A 23,662-nucleotide genomic window follows, 5' to 3' on the forward strand; every position below is an offset into this window, starting at 1 on the left:
TGCTCAAATAGAATTAATGAGTAAACAAAACCTCACTGTAATCTGTCAAAGCATCCAATTGTTCCTCGCTTAAATCATCACGGTCTTGATCATTCAAAAGAGACAAATGATACAGGTAATATTTCTTACTTACCTCATTAGGATTAAATTCAATTTCATAGTTTAACTTTTCGTAAATCAATTCATTATTATCAATTAGTAGTAAAACTTGAATGATACCTGATCTAAGGATTACATAATTACTGTAAGGGCTTTTTATTTCTCTAACTAAATCTAAAGCTCCATCTGGATTCCCACGATTTAATTGATGCCTTGCCTCAGCAAGAGTTTGGTAGGCATCCATCATCTCTAGCTGTTTTCCTAAAGGAACATCTACTTGCATGGACAGGGCACTTTGTATAAGTTGTGAAATACTATAACCAGAAGCTACGTGGTAATGATTTGCTATGTAATAATCCCCTTGATTATTAGGTTGAAGATAAAAAACTACATTATCGGCGCTTGTGCCTGTGCTATCTGATATACTATAAATAGCTCTCACGGCATTGTCTTTCTGATAAAGTTCAATCAGTTCTGTTTTTTGATTATTCAATTTATTCGTTTCTGCAATTGACCCCAACGCATCTCTAACTAATCGACGCAGAAAATAAACTACACTACTTCGAGTGTGTTTTGGTATTTTTTTAAAACTAATTTTTTTAGTAAAAGAATTGATATTAAAATTATTCTTAAGGAAATCTGCATCATAATTATTAAGGGCTTCTTCAATATCAACAGCAAGATTTTCAGCTTGAATGGGTACTATGTAATTGATTTTATCTTCATCTGATTTGCAAGCGGTGAGAATGACAATTATGAATGTTAGAATAAGAACGTAGTGGTTTTTCATTAAAGTAGTTAGGTTGATTAACTTATATATTTCCAAAAGCCTTTTTTACTTTGTAAGTAGGCCATTACTCGTTTGATAGGTTGATTTTTATCTAATTGAATAGCAGGATCTTCTTTCAACACTTTACTTGCAGCCTCTCTTGCAATAGCAAGAATTTGTTGGTCCTTCACTAGATCGGCCATTCTCAAGTTCATGATACCACTTTGTCGTGTTCCCATTAAATCTCCTGGACCTCTTAATTTAAGATCTACTTCGGCAATCTCAAACCCATCGGTAGTACGCACCATAGTTTCCATTCTAGTGCGAGCTTCTTTGCTTAACTTAAATCCAGTCATAAGAATACAAAAACTTTGATCGGCACCGCGTCCTACTCTACCACGTAATTGATGCAATTGCGACAAACCAAAACGTTCGGCACTTTCAATTACCATTACACTTGCATTAGGAACATTTACACCTACCTCAATAACGGTTGTAGCTACCATAATTTGTGTTTCTCCTTTGACAAACCTATCCATTTCCCAGTCTTTATCTTCTGGCTTCATCTTTCCATGGACAATACTTACCTTATAATCCGGTAAAGGAAATTCTCTCACGATACTTTCATATCCGTCTTGTAAATCCTTATAGTCTAATTTTTCAGATTCTTCAATTAAGGGATACACCACATATACTTGTCTACCTTTGGTAATTTCATCCCTAATGAATTTAAAGACTCCTAGCCTATTTTTATCGTAACGATGTACGGTTTTTATTTCCTTACGTCCTGGTGGCAATTCATCAATTACAGATACATCTAAATCTCCATAAACACTCATAGCCAAGGTACGTGGGATAGGAGTTGCGGTCATTACCAGGACATGTGGTGGTAATTCATTTTTCTTCCACAGTTTTGCTCGTTGAGCTACACCAAATCGATGTTGTTCATCTACAATCGCAACACCTAGATTTTTATACTTTACTTTATCTTCAATAAGTGCATGTGTCCCTATTAAAATATGTAAGGAGCCATCTTCTAGTCTTTCATGAAGTTCGCGACGCTCTTTAGTCTTTACACTACCAGTTAGTAAGCCGACTGACAGGTCTGTTTTTTCTAATAATTCAGCTACGCCTGCATAATGTTGCTGCGCAAGAATTTCTGTAGGAGCCATTATACAGGCTTGGAATCCATTATCAATAGCAAGAAGGCAAGTAAGTACCGCAACTATAGTCTTTCCAGATCCTACATCACCTTGAAGTAAGCGATTCATATGGGCGCCTGTTCCCATATCGGCTCGTATTTCCTTAACCACTCTTTTTTGAGCACCTGTTAATTCAAAGGGCAAGTGATTATTATAAAAATCTAAAAAATTATCACCTACTTCTTGAAACGGGTATCCTTTAATTTTAGACTTGCGCACTTTATTTTTAAGAAGTAACTCCATTTGAATAAAGAACAACTCCTCAAACTTCAACCGGTATCTGGCAGCTTGTAAATGCCTTGCCGTTGATGGAAAATGCACTTCTTTCATTGCTTGATTTTTCCCCATTAAGCTGTAACCTGATAGTACCTCTTCAGATAAGGTCTCAATAAAGCTGTTATGTATTTCACTATACAGCGACCTCATCAATTTTACCATGTATACGTTGGTAATTTTTCTTTTGGCCAAAGTCTCGGTACTGGGATAAATAGGAGCCATTGCTTGTTGAGCACGCGATTGGTGATCTTTAAGCAATTCCATATCAGGATGAGCCATGCTAAAAGTTGCGCCATAGCGCTGTACTTTACCAAACACCACATAAGGCTGATTAAGTTTTAAATTATCTTTAAAATACTTCTGGCCTCTAAACCAAACTAACTCCATTTTACCAGTATCATCTATAAACGTCGCTACTAGCCTGCTTACTTTACCTGTAGGAACGGTTTTGATACTAATGATTTTACCAATTACTTGTACTTGTGTGTTACCGTCAATTAATTGATTGATTTTATAATATTTGGTTTTATCTACATATCGATTGGGGAACAAATTTGCCAGATCTCCATAAGTATCAATACCTAATTCTGTGCGCAACAACTTAGCTCGTTGTGGCCCTACTCCATTTAAATATTCTATAGGTGTAGATAAAAAATTCTGTGGCAAAATTTCTAATTTATTACCAAAAATAGCACATCTCTATCAACGACTGTGGTTTCTTACAAGCATACTTAGCAACTTACATAAGCAACACATTATCTAACAACCATTTAAACCCATAATCACACATAAAAAACTAAATCGAATTGATTGTGAATAACACGTTATTAAAAGCCAACTTACTAAGAATAAAGTCATGAAATCTATGTAGTAAAAAGCTATCTTTGCAACTAGCTTTAAAACGCTCGCAATGATCCTTTTTTTCGGTGAACCCACAAAGAAAATTTATGCTGTACAATCACAGCAAGCTCTCTCTAACGACAACCTTCAAAAATTAGTTTGGCTACTAGGTAATGCTCCTCAAATCGAGGCCGATGCAGTTCCAGGAACCTATACAGGTCCTAGAGCAACTACCATAACTCCATGGTCTACTAATGCAGTTGAAATTACTCAAAACATGCAAATTCCAGGTATACAGCGTATAGAGGAGTTTAACTCCTGTCTGCCCGATGCCGACTACGACCGCATGTTACTAGTTAAATTTGATGGATTAAATCAATCTCAATTTGATATTAATGTTACTCCTGATCAAGTATTAGAAATTGATGACATCGCAGCTTACAACATGCAGGAAGGACTAGCTTTAAGTGATGATGAAATTGATTATTTAAATCAACTTGCCGAGCGTTTAGGGAGAAAGTTAACCGATTCTGAAGTATTTGGTTTTTCACAGGTAAATTCTGAGCATTGTCGTCATAAAATATTCAATGGTACCTTTATTATCGATGGTAAAGAACAACCTACTTCTTTATTTAAATTAATTAAGGAAACTAGTAAACAAAACCCTAATGAAATAGTTAGTGCTTACAGTGATAACGTTGCATTTATTCAAGGTCCACAAGCAGAACAATTTGCTCCTGCCAGCGCAGATAAACCTGACAAATACGTCAATAAGGATTTTGAATCTGTAATATCATTAAAAGCAGAAACCCATAATTTCCCAACCACTGTAGAACCATTTAACGGTGCTGCTACAGGAAGCGGTGGAGAAATACGTGATAGACTAGCTGGTGGACAAGGTTCTTTGCCTCTTGCAGGAACAGCTGTATACATGACCAGTTATTCACGATTAAATAATCAACGCCCATGGGAACGCGATTTTGAAGCACGTGAATGGTTGTATCAAACTCCATTGGACATACTTATCAAAGCCAGTAATGGAGCAAGTGATTTTGGAAACAAATTTGGACAACCATTAATAGCAGGCTCTGTACTTACATTTGAACATGACGAACATGTAGACCAAGAAAACCAATCTTCCCACGATCCACGTTATTTAGGTTACGACAAGGTGATCATGCTTGCTGGTGGAATAGGATATGGAAAAAAAGATCAAGCTCTTAAAAAAACACCCGATGCTGGCGATGATATCATCGTCATGGGTGGTGATAATTACCGTATAGGAATGGGTGGTGCTGCCGTGAGTAGCGCCGATACTGGTTCAATGGATAGCGGTATTGAATTAAATGCTGTTCAACGATCTAATCCCGAAATGCAAAAACGTGCAGCTAATGCCATTAGAGGAATGGTAGAAAGCGACAACAATACCATTAAATCCATTCACGATCATGGTGCTGGTGGACATTTAAATTGCTTATCAGAACTTGTAGAAGAAACAGGTGGAGTAATTGATGTAGACAAATTACCGGTAGGTGATCCTACTCTTTCTCGCAAAGAACTTATAGGTAATGAAAGCCAAGAACGTATGGGATTAGTAATGGAAGCTAGTGATACTCCAGTACTAGAACGTATAGCTCAACGTGAGCGTGCTCCTTTATATAAAGTAGGAACAGTTACCGGTGACAACAAATTTATTTTTAGTGAAAAAGATGGGCGCAGCCCGATGGATCTTGCTCTAGAAGACATGTTCGGTTCTAGTCCAAAGACCATTATGGATGATGTCACCATAAACAGAAAATATAACGACGTACAGTACATTCAAGATGAATTGACATCATACCTTAAAAAGGTTTTAAAACTAGAAGCTGTCGCAAGTAAGGACTGGTTAACAAATAAAGTAGACCGCTGTGTAACAGGTCGCGTAGCAAAACAACAAACCTGTGGTGAATTGCAGTTACCTCTTAATAATGTAGGTGTGATGGCTATGGATTATCAAGGTAAAAAAGGTGTTGCGACTACCATAGGTCACAGTCCTGTGAGTGCACTTATCGATCCTATCGCTGGATCTCGTAATTCTATTGCAGAGGCATTGAGTAATTTAGTATTTGCTCCGGTTGAGAAAGGTCTATCTGGTGTAAGTTTGAGTGCAAACTGGATGTGGCCATGTAACAATCCAGGAGAGGATGCTAGACTATATCAAGCAGTAAAAGCGGTAAGTGACTTTGCTATCGAATTAGGTATCAATATACCTACAGGAAAGGACTCCTTGAGTATGAAGCAAAAATATGCCGATAAAGATGTTTTATCTCCTGGAACAGTAATCATTAGTAGCGTGGCAGCTGTAGATGATATCACACGAATTGTAGAACCCGTTCTACAGCCAGATGATAATGCTCCTATTTACTACATTAATTTAAGTGGTGATTCTCACAAATTAGGTGGATCTAGTTTTGCACAAGTTTGTGATGCAATAGGTAATGAATGTCCGACAGTTGTAGATAGTTCCGCTTTCGCGAAAGCGTGGTCACAAATTCAAGCTCTCATAAAATCTGATAAAGTACAAGCTGGTCACGATATAGGAAGTGGTGGTCTTGTAACTACTTTACTAGAGATGTGTTTTCCATCAACCAAGGTGGGAATGAAACTTGACCTTTCAAGCATTGGAGACGATTTAATAAAGGTTTTATTTTCAGAAAACATTGGTGTGGTCTTACAAACCACCCAAGATATAGATAATGAATTAAAAGATTGTGGAGTGCCTTTTTATAAGATAGGTACAGCGACAAACAAGCCTGTTATAGAGCTTAATGAGCTTATTCTTGACGTGGCAGAATATCGCAAAGAATGGTACGAGACCTCTCACCTATTAGATCGTGAACAATCCTTTAATGGTAAAGCCGATGAACGAGCTGCTAATTATGAACAGCAGCCTTTAAATTATCAATTTCCTGCATCCTTTGACGGAAAACTACCCGAGCTACCAAAGCACAAAATAAAAGCAGCTGTAATCCGAGAAAAAGGAAGTAACAGTGAACGAGAAATGGCAAGAGCAATGCATCTTGCTGGTTTTGAGGTTATAGATGTTCACATGACTGATCTTATAAGCGGTCGTGAAACTCTTGAAGATGTGCAATTTATTGCTGCTGTTGGAGGTTTTTCTAACAGCGATGTTTTAGGTAGCGCCAAAGGTTGGGCCGGTGCATTTTTATATAACGACAAGGCAAACAAGGCATTGAAAAACTTTTTTGCACGACCAGATACGATGAGTTTAGGAGTATGTAATGGTTGTCAATTATTTGTGGAATTAGGATTGATAAACCCAGACCACGACATCAAACCAAAAATGCTTCATAACGATAGTAACAAATTTGAATGTCACTTTACTAGCGTAGAAATTGCAGCAAATAATTCTATTATGTTAGAATCACTAGCTGGTACAACCTTAGGAATTTGGGCAGCCCATGGAGAAGGAAAGTTCCAGTTACCTAAACAAAAAGAGGATTACAAGATCCCAGCCACTTATGCCTACACGGGATATCCTGCAAATCCTAATGGATCTGATTACAACGCTGCTATGTTGAACAGTGAGGATGGTAGACATCTTGTAATGATGCCACACCTAGAACGTTCTACATTCCCATGGAATTGGGCGCACTATCCTAAAGACCGTAAAGACGATGTAGTTTCTCCATGGTTAGAAGCATTTGTAAATGCTAGAAAATGGTGTGAAAAACAAAATTCCTAAGGAATTTGTTTTTATTAATATGATTAAAAAACACCTCTCTTAACGAGGTGTTTTTTTAATTGTAAATTTCAATTTTATAATAAATCTAGATTTATATGGCACCATGCAATTTGTAGTTCATTATTTTTTACATTTTGGTTTTCCTTTTTCATTGCCTATATATTCTTTAGGAAAAATTGGAAACGGGTTTATTTAATTCTTCTCGCAACCATGATGGTAGATCTTGATCATCTATTAGCAAATCCCATATTTCAAGAAAATAGATGTAGTATAAACTTTCATCCACTGCATACTTTTTATGCGATGGCATTTTATGTAGTGTTACTGTTTTTCCGCAAGCCATTCAATATCATTGGTATCGGTTTACTTTTTCATATGCTAACTGATTTTATAGATTGCTTAATGACCTACAGTAAATGTACCGATTGCCTAGTCTCCTCTCCTATTTATGAGAGTTTACAATCAATAAGTCAATTCTTGGGCATATAATTTTATTCCTATACTTAAGAATAGTTGATACTACTAGATGTAAAACAAATATTAAAATCATAACAAACACTTTTTTATATAGTAACTTTACACCAATCGTTAGGGGTGCCGTTGTGCTGAGATTATACCCTATGAACCTGAGATGTGTAATTACAGCGGAGGAAAACGAGACTTGTAACTAGTAAATAACCATAAACCTACAAGCCACTTTCATTACCGTGAAAGTGGCTTTTTTAATATAATAATGACCCAACAAAGCATATGAATACAACCATTGACTTAATCAAAACGCAATCGCCGCTTATTCATAATATCACCAATTACGTGGTTATGAATAACACTGCAAATGCCTTACTAGCTATAGGAGCTTCACCAGTGATGGCTCATGCAATAGAAGAAGTTGAAGATATAACCATGATCTCATCATCTTTAGTAATCAACATGGGAACCCTTAGTAAATCTTGGGTAGCTGCCATGGAGCAAGCAATGAAAAAAGCAAAAGCAAACGGAATCCCTATCGTCTTTGATCCGGTTGGAGTAGGCGCGTCAAATTACCGTACGCAAACCGCTCTTCACCTAGCAGAAACTTACCAACCTGACGTAATTCGTGGGAATGCATCAGAAATTATGGCACTGGCACAATTAAGTTCAAATACAAAAGGTGTTGATAGCACGATAGACTCTAATAACGCAGTGGATGCTGCTAGCACGCTTTCGCGAAAGCTGAATAATACCATTGTTATAAGTGGAGCTACCGATTACATCGTAACTGGTGACAAAATTGAAGAAATCACTGGTGGAAGTGCGATGATGCCTAAAATAACAGGAATGGGATGTACCGCAACCAGTATTATAGGCGCTTGTGTAGCAGTTAACAAAGACATACATAAAGGAGCTCGCGATGGAATGGAAATTATGAGTAAAGCTGGTGAGCAAGCTGAGTCTAAATCCAATGGACCTGGTAGCTTTCAAATGAATTTTATAGACGCGTTGTTTCAACTCACATAGAATATGAATAAAGCAGACTATTCTCTTATGTATGTGACTGATGAGCGCATTACAGAAGATACCCTATTTTTTGACACGCTACAATCCAGCTTAAAAGGTGGTGTTACTATAGTGCAACTTAGGGAAAAGCTGCTGGATACTAGAGATTTTTATAATCGCGCCCTTAAAACAAAAGAGATCTGTGATTATTACAATGTGCCATTGATAATTAACGATAGAATTGATATCGCTTTAAGCATCAACGCCCATGGTGTTCATATTGGCCAACAGGATTTACCACCAGCAATCACGAGAAAAATTTTAGGATCAGATAAAATTATCGGTTGGTCAGTAAGCAATGAGGAACAGGCTCTTAAGGCTAATAGCCTAGAGATTGATTACATAGGTCTTTCTCCAGTATTTAGCACGGCAACTAAAACAGAAAATTTAGAAAAACCATTAGGAATTTCAGGTTTATTAAGAATAAAGTCCATAAGCAACAAACCCATTATATGTATAGGAGGAATTGACCATTCAAATACAGAAGTACTTATAGAAAATGGTGCAGAAGGAATTGCTGTGGTATCCGCTATATCAACCTCGGAGCAACCTCAACAAGCAACTGAAAATTTTAAAAAATTATTATGTCGAATTGGTACCAACAAATAAATAAATCTACCGGTAGTATTCTTGCTAAGATTCAAAATCAGCCTTTCATAAAAGAACTTATGCAAGGTACATTACCTAAAGATGTATTTCAGTTTTACATTAATCAAGATGCCTTGTATTTAGCACAATACAAAAAAGTTCTTGCCCTTGTTGGAATAAAATGTCGTGATGAAAATGAAACCCAGTTTTTTCTAGATGCAGCAACAGGAATCATACATGTTGAAAATGCTCTTCATCAACATTTTGTAAATGCCGATTCGTTTACCACAATAGCATCACCTACTTGTGAGCTTTATACCAGTTACTTGTCTAGAATTGCTCATGAAAAATCAATTACAGTAAGTATAGCAGCTGTTTTACCATGCTTTACCATTTACAAACAAATAGGCGATTATATTATTGAGAACCAAACTAATAAAGACAATAATCCCTACCAAGAATGGATTAACACCTATGGTGGTGAGGAGTTTGCAGCATCTGTAGAACAAGCAATCAATATTGCAAACAAGTATGCACAAACAGCTAATCAAGAAGAACTCGAAATGATGAACCAAGCCTTTTTGAAAGCTTCACAATTAGAGTGGATGTTTTGGGATAGTGCTTATAGAAAGGAACAATGGGAAATTTAAAAAACACTTACCATACAGTACTTACCATTGCCGGTAGCGATAGTGGTGGCTGTGCTGGTATACAGGCAGATATAAAGAGTATTTCTGCTTGTGGTGCATTTGCTGCCAGTGTCATTACAGCCACAACAGCACAAAATACGCAAGGCGTTTTTGATATTCACCCTATACCGATTGATCATATAGAAAAACAACTAGACGCTGTTTTTACCGACATAACCTTTCAAGCGGTAAAAATAGGCATGTTACATTCTTGTGAGGTGATTAAACTTATTTCAAAAAAGCTACAAGAGTATCAGGCAGTAAATGTGGTAATAGATCCTGTGATGGTAGCGACTTCCGGTGATAGATTAATCACCAACGAGGCGCTGCAAAGCTTGAAATCATTACTGCCACAAGCCTTTTTGATCACACCAAATTCTAAGGAAGCAGAACTACTACTAGAACTAGAAATTAATCCCAAAAATGCACAAGAAGCGGCTCAACAACTTGGTAAAAAATACCAGACCTCGGTCTTATTAAAAGGCGGTCATATGGATCATGCTCCTGATGAAATGGTTGATATTTTATACAACTTTGAAACCGCTCAAACCATTCTGCTCAAAAATCCTAAAGTAGAAACCCGTCACACTCATGGTACAGGCTGCAGTTTATCATCTAGTATTGCTACTTTTTTAAGTAAAGGATATTCCTTGGAGAAATCAGTTGACCATGCATGCCAATACATCAATTCGGCAATTTTAAATGGTAAGGATAAGATATTAGGAAAAGGCAATGGTCCCATCAATCATTTTGGATTGTAATTTTTTTGTGAGCATGTATTTTAGGTACGCTTTCGCGAAAGCGTAATCAAATCAAGCAACTGTAAATCAGACAATAATCTTGGAAAAAGTTTATTAATCCATATCTTTAAGCTGAATATAAAAGGTGTAAAAATGACCAAAAAGTTAACTCCTATATTTTGTTTACTACTCTTTCTAATAGTAACCAGTTGTACATTAGAATCTGAATTTTCTTTACCCAACAATGAGGCAATTGATAGTGAGTTATTGGGTTTATGGAGCCCAACAAATAACCCGAAAGAATCCGTAAAAATAGAACGTCACACTGAGAAAAGATACAAGTTAACTCTAATAGATGGAGATGATAAAGAGGAGTTAATCGCCTACCCTACTACCATAAGAGAAAGACAAATTTTGACTATAATCACGGAAGATGAAGTTGGTCTGAGTTACCAATTTTATGGGATCTCAATGATAAACAACTCTCTTACCTATAGTGAGGTCAATAATCAAATAAGAGAGGAAAAATTTGAGTCCCAACAAGATTTATATGATTTTTTTCTCACCCATATTGAGAAAGATTATTTTTTTAAGAATCCTGAAACTTTAAAAAAAATATCCCCTTAATCTAAAATGCATTACTTGGGATCAACGGTTTAAATTAAAAGTTATAAAGTAAAAATCTGAATCATAATCTTATTGTTTTTACAAGTCACTTATTTAAGAAATCTTACCTTCGTCATAATTTTTACAGCCCTTTTGGGGCTATTTTTAAACAGCTATAATGACACAATTTTGGACTAAAAAATCCGAAGAAGAGATTAAGAAGATTGTATTTAATGCATTAGATAAAAATATAAATTATGACAAGGAAGGAGTTATAGGGGTACCTGCTTCCTATTTAGACGACAAGGTTTTTAATCAAGATGCTACCTTTCTTAAAGACGCTCCTTTTATGTACGCACTGGTGAAAAATCCCAATCACATAGGTTGTCATACTTTAGGAAATTCCGAATCTTTTTTTGAAGGTACACATGCAATTGAAAAGGATCTTATTGAAATTTGTGCTGTAGATATTTTAAAAGGAATACCATATGAACAAGATGGTTACGTAGCATCAGGAGGAACTGAAGCTAATATTCAGGCCATTTGGATTTATCGTAACTATTACATGCAACAAATGAATGCATCTCGTGATGAGATAGCAATTGTTTGTAGTAAAGACAGCCATTATTCCATGGATAAAGCTGCAAATCTATTATCGATCAATATTCACAAATATGATGTAAATGAACATACTAGGGAAATTACAGCAGCAAGTGTCGAGCAAACTCTTACTAGCGCAAAAAACAAGGGTATAAAATACTTTATTGTGGTTGCAAACATGATGACAACCATGTATGGATCAGTTGATAATATTGAAACAATAATAGATTCTTTAAAAAAACTGAAGTGTGAATATAAAATCCATGTAGATGGTGCTTACGGTGGCTTTTACTACCCTTTTACCATAAAAAACAACTTACTTACCTTTCAAAATCCTGAAATCACATCCTTTACACTTGATGCTCATAAAATGGCACAGTCTCCTTATGGAACCGGAATTTTCTTGATAAGGAAAGGTTTTATGAAGTATGTAAACACCCAAGAAGCAAGTTATGTGGAAGGTCAAGATTTTACACTTGTAGGTAGCCGTTCAGGAGCCAATGCCATCGCGGTATGGATGATATTGGCAAAAAATGGACCTTATGGTTGGCAGGAAAAAATATTTATACTTCAAAAAAGAGCTGAATGGATTTGTAAGGAGCTAGAGCAACTTAACATAAAATACTATCGTAACCCCATGTCGAACATTGTTACGATAGGATCCAGCTATTTAAATCCAGAATTGGTTAAAAAATATGGTCTAGTACCAGACAATCATGTATCACCTAAATGGTATAAAATTGTAATTATGGAGCACGTTACTGTAGATAAACTAGCTCTTTTCATCAATGACATAAAGGAAACTGTTTAAACAGCTTTGAACTATAGAAGAGCGAAATTTATACGAAACCTGATAGCGTTTAGCATTAGATAGATTAAAACTAATCGGTATTCGTAAATAGCTTTTTTTATTTTTTAAGATTTATCCTTCAAGGATACTACTACTTTTGGCATCTGAATTTTTCTAAAACTTGAAGGAGAAAAGAACTCATATTTTAAGTGCTATTGTACTTGCTGCCATTTATGTATTTGGAATAGTTAACTGCATTAATACAGTTAATATTTCACATGTTTCTATTCAAGAAAATAACATATCCACAGATAAAATAGAATCTGTTGGGAATGACCTATTCGCCCATGCTACGCCTTCGGATAGCAGCATTTTTAGTCTTACTGAATACAGCGACTATAATGGTTTAAGTAGTAAGACATCACCATCATTCCATAGCTCTCTTGTATTATCAAATGAAACAAAGGCAAGACTAAAACAATATACCAATTATCATTTTTCTATATCATTTAGGTATAGAAAATCAGACCTAATATTTCCTTTTCATTACTTCTGGTAGTTAGAAGCTTTTTAATCTGAATCAGATTAAAGCTACGATAAGGTGCTGTAACCTTTACAGTACTAAAAAACATACTATCAATTTAAAATAAAATAATGAATACAGGAATAGCCTTTATAGGCATCGTTTGTGTTGCAATTTGTGCAATACCGTTTTTACTCACATACAGCTCACGTAAAAGAAAACAAACTTTAGAAAAGAAGGAATTTGATACTTTCTTAATGAAACATCAAGCACAACTCGATTATAGCGAGTCTTGCGGTAACTATCATATCGGTATAGACCAGAATAAAATGAAATTGTATTTTCAGCTTCATACAAAGCACCTTATAGAGCAGGAAGTTGTTAACCTTGATGAAATGAGCCATGCCGAAGTTAAACGACATAACTCTAACAAGGGAACTATAGATAAGCTCGTGATGATACTCTATCCTAAGGACAAAAACCTACCTAGTACTTTTTTAGATTTTTATGATATCAATTTGAGTTATTTGCCTAGTGGTGAAATTGAATCTATTGAAAAATGGCAAGACGTTATAAACAAAGCCATTAAACATAACTAAAGTCCATAATGTGGTTTTTCATTTTTTTATTTTCACAATAAGAATGAAAAACCGCATCAAATTCTGACAATTTTCTTGAGAAGAATCTTAAAAAATTAATACAATAAACTCTATTAACACAAGATTAATACTCTATAAGAACCAATTATAAATAACTGATTAACAATGTTTTATTTTAGTGTTAATGATTTTTACAGCGTTAAAATATTACTATCATTTTAGATAGTTATTGCTCACCAATAACACTATAGTTACTTTTGCTACTATAATTTTTATAGTACAATATTGATATGGAACATACAGACATTATAGAAGCATTAAAGTGGAGATACACAACAAAATCTTTTGACCCTTCTAAAAAAATATCTAAGGAAAATGAAGAGAAAATTAAAGAATTACTTCAGTGGAGCCCTTCATCAATTAATTCTCAACCTTGGCATTTCGTATTAACTTCAAGTGAAGAAGGAAAAAAACGACTTGCAAAAGGAACCGCTGGATTTTTTAGCTTTAATGAATCCAAAGTGACTCAAGCTTCGCATGTTGTCTTGTTTTGTACAAAAACTGAAATTAGCGATCAATATTTAAATGAAGTAACAGATAAAGAAGATGAAGACGGTCGTTTTGCAAATGAAGATTTAAAGGAACAAAATCTAGGTGCCAAAAAATTATTTACTAATATTCATAGGTATGACTTAAAGGATGCCCAACATTGGATGGAAAAACAAGTTTATTTAAACATTGGTAATTTCCTTCTAGGTGTGGCTGCACTTGGAATAGATGCTGTACCTATGGAAGGTATTGATATGAAGGCCCTAGATGAAGAGTTAGGTTTACGTGAGAAAGGCTTTTCTTCTATTGTTATGGTTGGATTGGGTTACCGATCTGAAGATGACTTTAATGCCAAGCTACCTAAATCTCGATTGAATCAGGACGACATTATTACCGTGATTTAACAAAAATTAGAATTTAGAATTTAAGTGAACAAAGCCTTTGAGAATACTCAAAGGCTTTGTCTATTAACAACATATTAATTCATCTAGGTATTCAACAGGATTATCTTTCTTGATGTAATGAATCCATTAGTCATGAATAAACTAATCCCGTTTTTACTGAGTATTATTTTCTTAAGCTGTCAAACTGAACAGAAAAAACAAATTACCCAAGTAATTTCTTTTAAAGGTCAACAAGTGACTGGTGTAACTGCTACAAATACAGGAAGGTTATTTGCTAATTTTCCTAGATGGCGCAACAATGTTGAAAATTCAGTCGTTGAAATTTCAGATTCTGGGGTTGCGACACCTTATCCCAGTAAAGATTGGAACAACTGGAAACTAGGAGCTCCGATCCATGATAGCTTATTTGTTGCGGTTCAATCGGTGGTAGCCTTTGAAGACCATTTATATGTTCTAGATACAAGAAACCCATTGTTCAAAGGGGTTATTGGACAACCTCGCATTTATGATTTTGATTTAAATACTAATCAACTGCTCAATACATACCTTTTGTCTCAAGGTAGTTATCATCATGACTCATATATCAATGACCTTAGAGTTGATAAAAAATTAAATAAAATTTATTGTACAGATTCTGGTCATGCCGGTCTTGTAATAATTGATATGGAATCTGGAAATTCTATCAGAGTTTTGGATAATCATGAATCTACGCTAGCACAAGTAAACAAACTTACTTTTGACAACGGTGATTGGAAAAATACGGTTCATTCCGATGGTATTGCCCTGGATACTGTAAATGACGAACTATATTTTCATGCACTCACAGGTTATAAATTATATAAGATTTCAACTCAGTCACTTAACTCTGGCAATTTAAATATCATAAAGAACAACGTGCAGTTTGTGGCACAAACTCCAGCTCCAGATGGAATGATAATAGATAGCAATGGAATACTTTATTTAGCTGATCTTGAAAAAAATAAGATTATGCAGTATAATATTAATCAAGGAGAACTGTCTGTTTTAGCTCAGGGCGAAAACATAAGATGGGCAGACACATTTACACTACACGACAATAAACTGTATTACACAAATTCTAGAATTAATGAGGCTCAAGATGACATAAGCCAATTAGAATTTTCAATTAATTACATTGAATTATAAATTCAAGTTACTCTAATGGATGAATAATTTTGTTTTCAGGAATTTCAGAAATAACTTCCTTCATGATGTCTTGAATCATCAATTGGAGTTTATTAAGTAGCGTTTTCTTCACAAAATACTTATGAGTAATTATTCCTACCGATCTGGATGGAACAGGTGTATCAAAATGTACCAATTTATCTTGATCATTCTCGGTAAAATCTAAGGTAGCTATTTGCGGTAATATAGTTAAACCATTACTCGCTTTGGTAAATCTTATAAGGCCGTCTAGCGATCCAGATCTAAATTCGAGATTAGAATCTTCATCAACCTGTCGAGAAGACTGTTCACAAATTTGATGTACTTGAGTTTGTAAACAATGACCTTGTTTTAATAACCACAACTTGGAATAATCTAAATTTTTAATAGAAATAGGTCCTTCAGTAGATTTTTCCCTGCAATCATAAATTAAAAATGGTTCAACAAACAATTCTTTTTCATTAAGATCTTTATCCTTTATAGGTAAAGCGAGTAAGCCAATATCTAAAGATCGATTTTTTATAGCTGCTACGATCTCGTCAGTTTGTAATTCATCCACAATTAAATTTACATAAGGAAATTTAGTGGCAAACTTGTGTAAAAATAAGGGTAATAAGTAAGGAGCTATTGTGGGAATCACCCCTATTTTTAATTCACCCATGAGCTCACCTTTCAACTCTTTAACCAGTGCTCCTAACAGTCCAATATCATTGTTTATAGTCCTTAAACGTTCAACGATTATAGCTCCTTCACGAGTGACCGAAACAGGTTTGGACTTACGATTAAAAATTTTAATTCCAATTTCATCTTCAAACCTTGCAATCATCGTGCTTAAGGTAGATTGACTTACAAAGCATTTATCAGCTGCGGCTTCAAAATTTCTTAAATCAACCACCGCTAGAATGTATTTAAACTGTTGAATGTTCATCTACAAATATAATATCTACCATGTCGATATTAACATTGATTTTTTAGTTTTTATAAATAAAACAACGCGCCTAGTTTTGTGCCAAATTCAATTAAACAATACACTATGCGCAAGATTTTAATAATTTCCGCAATTGCACTGGTAGCTATAGCATCCGTAGCTTTTACCATGCATGTTAACAGTTATTCAGACAAGACTTCAACGTCTGAATCTGGCGGCTGTCCATTTGGTTTTGACCAACCTAAATCAACAGGAAACAGAATTAAAGGAGAAGGAAAAACTAATCAAGAATGGTGGCCTAATTCATTAGATTTAAGTGTCCTTAGACAAAATAGCGATAAATCAAATCCACTAGGAGAAGATTTTGATTACAAAAAAGAATTTGAAAGTTTAGACTATGCGGCTTTAAAAGCTGATGTAGAAAAAGCACTTACCGATTCAAAAGATTGGTGGCCAGCAGACTTTGGTAACTATGGTGGATTATTCATAAGAATGGCATGGCACAGTGCCGGTACTTATAGAACTGGTGATGGTCGTGGTGGTACACGAGAAGGTAAACAACGTTTTGCTCCTCAAAACAGTTGGCCTGATAACGCAAACCTTGATAAGGCAAGAAGATTACTTTGGCCAGTTAAACAAAAATACGGTCAAAAAATTTCATGGGCAGATTTAATGATTTTGGCAGGAAATGTATCCTTTGAATCCATGGGCTTTGAAACACTAGGCTTTGCTGCTGGTAGAGAAGATACATGGGAACCACAAACAAGTGTTTATTGGGGTTCAGAAAATGAAATGCTAGGTGACGATAGATTCAATGAAGAAAGAGAACTAGAACAACCACTTGCTGCTGCACAAATGGGTTTAATTTATGTAAACCCAGAAGGACCAAATGGAAATCCAGATCCAGTACTTGCAGCACACGACATACGTAAAACCTTTGGACGTATGGGAATGAACGACGAGGAAACAGTTGCTCTTATTGCTGGTGGACATACCTTAGGTAAAACACATGGTGCCGCGAGTGGTGAGAATTTAGGAAACGCTCCAGAAGAATCAGGAATTGAAGAACAAGGATTAGGATGGAGCAGCACTTTTAAATCTGGTAAAGGAGCCGATGCTGTTACGTCGGGTCTTGAAGTAACCTGGACTCTTACTCCTACACAATGGAGTAATGGATATTTTAAATCCCTTTTTGAAAATGAATGGAAACTAGTAAAAAGTCCTGGTGGCGCACATCAATACGAGGCTGTAAATCCTAAAAAAATGTATCCACATGCCTTTGATAAGGATAAAGAAGTTAAACCTACCATGCTCGTAACTGATTTATCGATGATTAAAGATCCAGAGTATCGTAAGATTTCTAAAAGATTTTATGAAAACCCAAAGGAATTTGATAAAGCTTTCGCGAAAGCGTGGTTCAAACTAACACATAGAGATATGGGGCCTAAATCCACTTACCTAGGACCTGAAGTTCCTACGGAAGAATTTATCTGGCAAGATCCTATTCCTGCTTTAGATCACAAACTGGTTTCTACTAAAGATGTTGATCGACTTAAAAAAGAAATCAAAAACTCTGGTTTAAGTACTAGTGAATTAGTTTCAACAGCATGGGCTGCCGCAGCTACTTACCGAGATGGTGATAGACGTGGTGGAGCAAATGGCGGTAGAATAAGATTAGAACCACAAGTAAGCTGGGAATCAAACAACCCGAATCAACTTAAAAAGGTTTTAAAAGTTTATGAGGAAATAAAATCAAATTTTGATTCCAATACAACAAAAATTTCTATAGCCGATTTAATTGTTCTAGGTGGAAATGTAGCTATAGAAGACGCTGCAAAAAAAGCAGGATATACCATTAAAGTTCCTTTTACACCTGGTAGAATGGATGCGTCACAAGAACAAACAGATATTGATGGTGTTAACCTGCTAGAACCTATCGCCGATGGTTTTAGAAACTACCAAGAAAAAGAATATACGCTTACCCCAGAACAATTACTGATTGACAAGGCTCAACAACTTACATTAAGTGCGCCAGAAATGACGGTCCTTGTAGGTGGTATGAGAGCCCTAGGAGCAAACTACGATAATTCGTATGTAGGAGTTTTAACTGATAATCCTGGTGTACTTACTAATGATTTCTATCGCAATCTTTTAAGTATGGATTATAAATGGAAAGCTGTTGAAGGAGAAAACAATCTTTTTGAAATCATCGATCGTTCCAACAATAAAGTAATGTGGAAAGCAACTAGAGCAGATCTTATTTTTGGATCAAATTCAGAATTAAGAGCTTTATCTGAAGTTTATGCCAGTGACGATGCCAAGGAGCGATTTATAAACGACTTTGTACAAGCATGGAGTAAAGTAATGAATCTAGATCGATTCGACATTAATTAAAGAGTAATTGATTTTTATGATAAGCGGTTTTAAAAATTTTTAAAACCGCTTTTTTTATTCTTAACTTATTTTGAACCTAAGCCACACGCCTAATTCTTATTTTTACCACATGGCCCAATTGAAACCTATTAATGCGTTTACATCTACCTTACCTGCAGATCCAGTAGATGAAAATTACCGACGACAAGTAAGTCAAGTAGCGTACTCTTTTGTACAACCAGAACACTTTATTGATAGTGAGGTACGACATACATCATCGCTAACCGAAGAGCTAGGTTGGGATCCCATTTATGTGGCTAGCAATGAATTTAAAGCTGTATTTGGCAGTAAACAAATAATAGAAAATAGCAAGCCTTATGCAATGGCCTATGCTGGTCATCAATTTGGTAATTGGGCTGGTCAATTGGGTGATGGTCGCGCTATCAATCTTTTTCAACTAGAAACGGATATTGGATTGCAAACCTTTCAACTTAAAGGTGCAGGACCTACACCCTATTCAAGAAATGGAGATGGATATGCAGTTTTAAGGTCCTCTATAAGAGAATACCTGTGTGCAGAAGCAATGCATCACCTTGGCGTTCCAACCACACGTTCACTCACAATAGCTACTACTGGTAAACAAGTATTAAGGGATGTTATGTATGATGGAAATCCAGAATATGAACAAGGTGCGATAGTTTGTCGAGTAGCTCCTAGTTTTATAAGGTTTGGTAATTTTGAATTATTTGCCGCACAAGGAGATCAAGAAAACTTAAGAAAACTGCTGGATTATACGATTGAGCATCACTTTCCACAGGTCACTGCACTTGATAAGAAAGGATATCTAGAGTTTTTTGAAATTGTCTCTCAACGCACACTGGACATGATTATTCACTGGCAACGAGTAGGATTTGTTCATGGGGTAATGAATACAGATAACATGAGTATCCTGGGCCTTACGATTGATTATGGACCATATGGATGGTTAGAACCTTATGACCACGGTTGGACTCCAAATACGACTGACCGACAACACAAAAGATACCGTTATGGTGCACAACCCGAAATTGGATTGTGGAATTTGCTTCAGCTGGCAAATGCACTCTATGAAATAATCGATGATCAATCTGGACTAGAACAAGTTTTAGACAATTACAAAATTCAATATCAAGAAAAACATCTTGATATGATGAGGAATAAGCTAGGTTTTCTTCATAAAGATAGTAACGATCAACAATTAGTAACACAGCTCATACAAACCCTTCATCTTCACGAGGTAGATCACACGTTCTTTTTCAGGGAATTGCAGCATTTGGACAGAAACATGGATACTACCATTATGCTAGATAAACTTGCCATTGCTTTTTATGATTTTGAACAATTAAGTGAACCTCATCGATTAAGATGGTTGGACTGGTTATCGGTTTATAAGTCACGAATTCAACTAGATTATTCTAAATTTCTTGAATCCAAACAGTTTACTAATAATGATGAGGATGTTGTTAATCTCGCTTTCGCGAAAGCGAGATCTGAAAAATTAATTACAACAAATCCTAAATACGTCCTGCGCAATTACATAGCTCAGCAAATTATTGATCAAGCTGAAAAAGGAAATTATACCATATTCAACGAAATTTATCGGGTATTGCAACATCCATATGACGAGCAACCAGAATTTGAAAAATACTATGCCAAAAGACCTGAATGGGCAAAAACTAAAGTGGGCTGCAGTATGTTAAGTTGTAGTAGTTAAACAACTTAAAACTTGTAGGTGTTAAATTTTCATTTTCCACATCGTTATAATTGGAATTATTCCTATTTTTGGAACTATTCCAATTATGAATTTACAAGAGCAAGATTTTGTTATAGTAGACCTAGAAACTACAGGTAGTGGACTGGGCGGAAATCGCATCACAGAGATATGTATGGTGCGCCTGCGAGGTGAAGAAATACTAGATAAATATACCAGTCTAGTGGATCCCCAAATGCTTATTCCTGATTTTATTACTAGTCTCACAGGCATTGATAATGAAATGACTAGTAGCGCTCCGCTTTTTGAGGAGATTGCTCAGGATATATTAGATTTTACTAAGGATGCTGTTTTTGTAGCGCATAATGTGAGTTTTGATTACAACGTTTTACGCAATGAATTTAAAAGGTTGGAACTACCATTTACCCGTAAAAAATTATGTACGGTAAGATTGTCTAGAAAAATTATTCCTGGGTTTCCTAGTTATAGTTTAGGACGTTTGTGTAATTCATTAGGTATCGATCTTGTAAACAGGCATCGCGCTGAAGGTGACACTGATGCAACGGTAGAATTATTTAAATTACTGCTTACAAAACCCGATGCAAGCGAAGTAATGCTAAAGGCTCTTAAGCCCAAAAGTCGTGAGGGAACTTTTCCACCACACCTAGACCGATCTCAATTTAATGAGTTACCAGAAATTCCTGGAGTTTATCTTTTTAAAAATCAAGCACAGAAGGTCATTTATGTAGGAAAAGCAATTAATTTAAAGAAAAGGGTACTCTCTCATTTTTATAACAAACGCAGTAAGTCCTATCATATGTGTCAAGAAATTCATCACGTTGAACATATTCCAACTGGTAGTGAATTGGTTGCGCTGTTGCAAGAGGCAGAACTTATTCTTCACTACTACCCAAAATATAATGCTGCACAAAAAAAACCAAGACGTTCCTACCAGATTTTACATTATAAAAATCAAAAAGGCGTAATTCAGTTTGCGGTAGGAGTTATGAAATCCTACGACTCTAGATTAGTTACTCATTACAGTCGAGCACACGCCGTAGAACAGCTGGAACAATTGTGTGAGGAATATAATCTGTGTCCTAGGTATTGTAGTTTTAACACTAAAGAACATTGCACCAGCCATTATAAAATAAAATCATGTAAAGGAGTATGTAGAGAAGAGGAACTTGTTCAACTATATAACATACGAGCTAATCAAGCGATTAAAGCTTTACAAGAGACCAATGCTACTTATTTCATTCAAGAACAAGGTAGAACCGAAGATGAATTTTGTTTGGTGATGGTCAAGGATGGTGAGTATGTAGGTTTTGGGTTTGTACCCAATCATGAATCTATAGAATCGGTAGAACAAGCAGAAAGCTATATTGAATCTAAAAAGCCTAATTATCACACCTCTCAAATTTTAAGAGCCTATATAGAAAAAAGGCCTGGTAAACGATTAGAGATAAATAATTGGAGTACTGCTGTTTAAACTATGTTTTTAAAGCTGTTATTTTCAAGTTTACCAAAAAGTAAAACGTCACCATAGCTTTATGGTGACGTTTTTGTATTTACCTATTGCTTTGCATGGCGTCCTTATAGTCTGACGCTAGGCTTTTCTTTTGATTTTCAGAAAGTGATTTTCCAGCAAGTTGAAAAACCTCGTGCTCTTCTTCATCAAGGTGATGTATTACTTTATCGGCTAGGTTTTTCATGTGTGCCAGCCATGCGCTACTATCAAAGTCTGTGTCATTCAATTTTTCTATTAACTCATCAATTTCATGATGTTCGGCGACGCTGTGTCTGGCTTTATCTTGTGTAAGGTCATCCTTAAATAAAGGAACGTAAAAGTACTTCTCCTCTGCGTCGGCATGGATTTGGAGCTCTTTTTTAAGCTCTTCCCAAATGTTTCTTCTAAATTCACTATCACCAGAGGTGTCTAGTAACTTCTTACAATAATCACGTTGTTTCTCATGGTCTTCTCTTATGGCTTCAAAGATGTTCATAGTATTTTGGTTATAGAGTTAATTTTCCTTTTGTTCCTATATCAGTAGGTGTACCGGTTATGGCTGTAAAACCGAGCTTAATCATATTGCTGAGTGCATTGCTTTTAGTATCCCAATACTGACCTTCAAATGGTTGAAATTTTAAAATAGTAATGGAAGTATCCTCTTCATTTTCAAACCAATTATTATCAATATTTGAGTACAACTCTTTAATCAATTCTCTGTCATGAGAAATTATCGTTTCTCCATATACAATTAGGAACTGGTGGCTTGAAGGATCTGAAAACACAATTTGAGATTCTGCATCAATTTGAATATTCTGATTGTGCTCACTATCCTTTTTGCTAAAGAATAAAATGGTTCCATCGTCCTCTACCCTTTTTAAGGTCATGGGAATTGAGTGAATAGGAAATTTATCAAGTGCGGTTTGAAGGATTCCAGTTTGAATTTCTCTGGTTAATTCTAGGTACTTTTCTCTTGCTTCTCGTTGGGTTAAATTCATGTTGCTAGTTTTTCTTTTAAATCTATTGAACTTAAAAGGGCAAGCGTATTAATGAAATATGAATTAACAGAATTTAAGACTGATTGTTACAAGTTTTCAGAACTTAATTTTATTAAGAAGATTTTAAGTTTAACTCCTTCATTTAGTAATCATTAAATAACAATTCGTTAAGACAAAAAACTGTGCTTGCATATTAAATTTGAAAAAAAAAGCAAACAATGAAAGAGTACTATCTAACCAATGGTTATAGTGATTACAAAAGAAAGGTAATGACTGATGACAATTCAACTAAGGAAAAACCCAAAGTTGAACCTCAAGAGCTATTTGATACAAGGTATCAAAGTAAACTTTAAACGGCTGGTTTCC

Annotated in this window: 20 protein-coding genes and 1 riboswitch; of the genes, 15 read left to right on the forward strand and 5 right to left on the reverse strand. The window is 35.4% G+C overall.

The window, feature by feature from the left end:
* Nucleotides 1–13: 13 nt before the first annotated feature.
* Both BST93_RS12035 and recG read right to left on the reverse strand, forming a co-directional pair.
* Entirely contained in the window at nt 14–889 is an 876-nt protein-coding gene (locus tag BST93_RS12035) for a hypothetical protein (protein WP_146105027.1), read from the reverse strand.
* Nucleotides 890–906: 17 nt separating this feature from the next.
* The gene (gene recG / locus BST93_RS12040; protein WP_105019359.1) at nt 907–3,012 is read right to left on the reverse strand and encodes an ATP-dependent DNA helicase RecG; all 2,106 of its coding nucleotides are present in this window, start codon (nt 3,010–3,012) and stop codon (nt 907–909) included.
* 244 nt (nt 3,013–3,256) lie between these two features.
* Here recG and purL point away from each other — a divergent pair, with 244 nt between their 5' ends.
* The 11 genes from purL to BST93_RS12100 all read left to right on the forward strand — a co-directional run bounded on the left by purL (nt 3,257) and on the right by BST93_RS12100 (nt 15,719).
* Complete coding sequence (gene purL, locus BST93_RS12045; RefSeq protein ID WP_105019360.1) at nt 3,257–6,931, forward strand: phosphoribosylformylglycinamidine synthase; 3,675 nt, start codon at nt 3,257–3,259, stop codon at nt 6,929–6,931.
* Nucleotides 6,932–7,090: 159 nt separating this feature from the next.
* Nucleotides 7,091–7,420: a DUF6122 family protein gene (locus BST93_RS14325; RefSeq protein WP_308736877.1), complete on the forward strand. Its 330-nt coding sequence runs from the start codon at nt 7,091–7,093 to the stop codon at nt 7,418–7,420.
* A gap of 91 nt (nt 7,421–7,511) precedes the next feature.
* Nucleotides 7,512–7,601, forward strand: a riboswitch (TPP riboswitch).
* A gap of 80 nt (nt 7,602–7,681) precedes the next feature.
* Nucleotides 7,682–8,428 carry a hydroxyethylthiazole kinase gene (gene thiM, locus BST93_RS12055; protein ID WP_105019361.1) on the forward strand — a complete coding sequence of 249 codons (747 nt, stop codon included), beginning with the start codon at nt 7,682–7,684 and terminating at the stop codon, nt 8,426–8,428.
* A 3-nt stretch (nt 8,429–8,431) separates the two neighbouring features.
* Entirely contained in the window at nt 8,432–9,076 is a 645-nt protein-coding gene (gene thiE / locus BST93_RS12060) for a thiamine phosphate synthase (protein ID WP_105019362.1), read from the forward strand.
* Entirely contained in the window at nt 9,052–9,705 is a 654-nt protein-coding gene (tenA, locus tag BST93_RS12065; RefSeq protein ID WP_105019363.1) for a thiaminase II, read from the forward strand. The genes thiE and tenA overlap by 25 nt, the downstream gene beginning before the upstream one ends.
* The gene (thiD, locus tag BST93_RS12070; RefSeq protein WP_105019364.1) at nt 9,693–10,505 is read left to right on the forward strand and encodes a bifunctional hydroxymethylpyrimidine kinase/phosphomethylpyrimidine kinase; all 813 of its coding nucleotides are present in this window, start codon (nt 9,693–9,695) and stop codon (nt 10,503–10,505) included. The genes tenA and thiD overlap by 13 nt, the downstream gene beginning before the upstream one ends.
* 132 nt (nt 10,506–10,637) lie before the next feature.
* Complete coding sequence (locus BST93_RS12075; protein ID WP_105019365.1) at nt 10,638–11,111, forward strand: hypothetical protein; 474 nt, start codon at nt 10,638–10,640, stop codon at nt 11,109–11,111.
* Nucleotides 11,112–11,268: 157 nt separating this feature from the next.
* Nucleotides 11,269–12,501 (forward strand): pyridoxal phosphate-dependent decarboxylase family protein, encoded by a 1,233-nt coding sequence (locus BST93_RS12080; protein ID WP_105019366.1) that lies wholly within the window; start codon nt 11,269–11,271, stop codon nt 12,499–12,501.
* A gap of 633 nt (nt 12,502–13,134) precedes the next feature.
* On the forward strand, nt 13,135–13,602 hold the full coding sequence (locus tag BST93_RS12090) for a hypothetical protein (protein WP_105019368.1): 468 nt from the start codon (nt 13,135–13,137) through the stop codon (nt 13,600–13,602).
* A 290-nt stretch (nt 13,603–13,892) separates the two neighbouring features.
* Nucleotides 13,893–14,555 carry an oxygen-insensitive NAD(P)H nitroreductase gene (gene nfsB, locus BST93_RS12095; protein ID WP_105019369.1) on the forward strand — a complete coding sequence of 221 codons (663 nt, stop codon included), beginning with the start codon at nt 13,893–13,895 and terminating at the stop codon, nt 14,553–14,555.
* Between the two features lie 132 nt (nt 14,556–14,687).
* Entirely contained in the window at nt 14,688–15,719 is a 1,032-nt protein-coding gene (locus tag BST93_RS12100) for an L-dopachrome tautomerase-related protein (protein ID WP_105019370.1), read from the forward strand.
* A 7-nt stretch (nt 15,720–15,726) separates the two neighbouring features.
* Here BST93_RS12100 and BST93_RS12105 read toward each other — a convergent pair whose 3' ends face one another.
* A complete protein-coding gene (locus BST93_RS12105) occupies nt 15,727–16,665 on the reverse strand; it encodes a LysR substrate-binding domain-containing protein (RefSeq protein WP_105019371.1) in 939 nt (312 codons plus the stop codon).
* A 105-nt stretch (nt 16,666–16,770) separates the two neighbouring features.
* Here BST93_RS12105 and katG point away from each other — a divergent pair, with 105 nt between their 5' ends.
* From katG to BST93_RS12120, 3 genes are all read left to right on the forward strand, one after another.
* Entirely contained in the window at nt 16,771–19,059 is a 2,289-nt protein-coding gene (katG, locus tag BST93_RS12110; RefSeq protein WP_105019372.1) for a catalase/peroxidase HPI, read from the forward strand.
* A gap of 109 nt (nt 19,060–19,168) precedes the next feature.
* Nucleotides 19,169–20,791, forward strand: coding sequence for a protein adenylyltransferase SelO (locus BST93_RS12115; RefSeq protein WP_105019373.1), 1,623 nt, complete (start codon nt 19,169–19,171; stop codon nt 20,789–20,791).
* An 85-nt stretch (nt 20,792–20,876) separates the two neighbouring features.
* Nucleotides 20,877–22,280, forward strand: a complete 1,404-nt coding sequence (locus tag BST93_RS12120; RefSeq protein ID WP_105019374.1) for an exonuclease domain-containing protein — start codon at nt 20,877–20,879, stop codon at nt 22,278–22,280.
* Between the two features lie 79 nt (nt 22,281–22,359).
* On the opposite strand, the gene BST93_RS12125 is transcribed toward BST93_RS12120, so the two are convergent.
* Both BST93_RS12125 and BST93_RS12130 read right to left on the reverse strand, forming a co-directional pair.
* Nucleotides 22,360–22,794, reverse strand: coding sequence for a hemerythrin domain-containing protein (locus BST93_RS12125; protein ID WP_042277886.1), 435 nt, complete (start codon nt 22,792–22,794; stop codon nt 22,360–22,362).
* Between the two features lie 10 nt (nt 22,795–22,804).
* Nucleotides 22,805–23,296, reverse strand: a complete 492-nt coding sequence (locus tag BST93_RS12130) for a pyridoxamine 5'-phosphate oxidase family protein (RefSeq protein WP_105019375.1) — start codon at nt 23,294–23,296, stop codon at nt 22,805–22,807.
* A 218-nt stretch (nt 23,297–23,514) separates the two neighbouring features.
* On the opposite strand from BST93_RS12130, the gene BST93_RS14550 reads away from it, so the two are divergent.
* Entirely contained in the window at nt 23,515–23,649 is a 135-nt protein-coding gene (locus BST93_RS14550) for a hypothetical protein (RefSeq protein ID WP_258150540.1), read from the forward strand.
* Nucleotides 23,650–23,662: the final 13 nt, after the last annotated feature.

It is taken from the genome of Nonlabens tegetincola (assembly GCF_002954355.1).
Classification (GTDB): Bacteria; Bacteroidota; Bacteroidia; order Flavobacteriales; family Flavobacteriaceae; genus Nonlabens; species Nonlabens tegetincola.

Excerpts from the sequence above, each read along its gene's own strand:
- thiD (WP_105019364.1), top strand. The coding sequence starts at position 9,693 with ATGGGAAATTTAAAAAACACTTACCATACAGTACTTACCATTGCCGGT.
- thiM (WP_105019361.1), top strand. The coding sequence starts at position 7,682 with ATGAATACAACCATTGACTTAATCAAAACGCAATCGCCGCTTATTCAT.
- thiE (WP_105019362.1), top strand. The coding sequence starts at position 8,432 with ATGAATAAAGCAGACTATTCTCTTATGTATGTGACTGATGAGCGCATT.
- BST93_RS12080 (WP_105019366.1), top strand. The coding sequence starts at position 11,269 with ATGACACAATTTTGGACTAAAAAATCCGAAGAAGAGATTAAGAAGATT.
- BST93_RS12035 (WP_146105027.1), bottom strand. The coding sequence starts at position 889 with ATGAAAAACCACTACGTTCTTATTCTAACATTCATAATTGTCATTCTC.
- BST93_RS12125 (WP_042277886.1), bottom strand. The coding sequence starts at position 22,794 with ATGAACATCTTTGAAGCCATAAGAGAAGACCATGAGAAACAACGTGAT.
- BST93_RS14550 (WP_258150540.1), top strand. The coding sequence starts at position 23,515 with ATGAAAGAGTACTATCTAACCAATGGTTATAGTGATTACAAAAGAAAG.
- BST93_RS12120 (WP_105019374.1), top strand. The coding sequence starts at position 20,877 with ATGAATTTACAAGAGCAAGATTTTGTTATAGTAGACCTAGAAACTACA.
- purL (WP_105019360.1), top strand. The coding sequence starts at position 3,257 with ATGATCCTTTTTTTCGGTGAACCCACAAAGAAAATTTATGCTGTACAA.
- BST93_RS12100 (WP_105019370.1), top strand. The coding sequence starts at position 14,688 with ATGAATAAACTAATCCCGTTTTTACTGAGTATTATTTTCTTAAGCTGT.
- katG (WP_105019372.1), top strand. The coding sequence starts at position 16,771 with ATGCGCAAGATTTTAATAATTTCCGCAATTGCACTGGTAGCTATAGCA.
- BST93_RS12105 (WP_105019371.1), bottom strand. The coding sequence starts at position 16,665 with ATGAACATTCAACAGTTTAAATACATTCTAGCGGTGGTTGATTTAAGA.
- BST93_RS12130 (WP_105019375.1), bottom strand. The coding sequence starts at position 23,296 with ATGAATTTAACCCAACGAGAAGCAAGAGAAAAGTACCTAGAATTAACC.
- BST93_RS12090 (WP_105019368.1), top strand. The coding sequence starts at position 13,135 with ATGAATACAGGAATAGCCTTTATAGGCATCGTTTGTGTTGCAATTTGT.
- BST93_RS12115 (WP_105019373.1), top strand. The coding sequence starts at position 19,169 with ATGGCCCAATTGAAACCTATTAATGCGTTTACATCTACCTTACCTGCA.
- nfsB (WP_105019369.1), top strand. The coding sequence starts at position 13,893 with ATGGAACATACAGACATTATAGAAGCATTAAAGTGGAGATACACAACA.
- BST93_RS12075 (WP_105019365.1), top strand. The coding sequence starts at position 10,638 with ATGACCAAAAAGTTAACTCCTATATTTTGTTTACTACTCTTTCTAATA.
- tenA (WP_105019363.1), top strand. The coding sequence starts at position 9,052 with ATGTCGAATTGGTACCAACAAATAAATAAATCTACCGGTAGTATTCTT.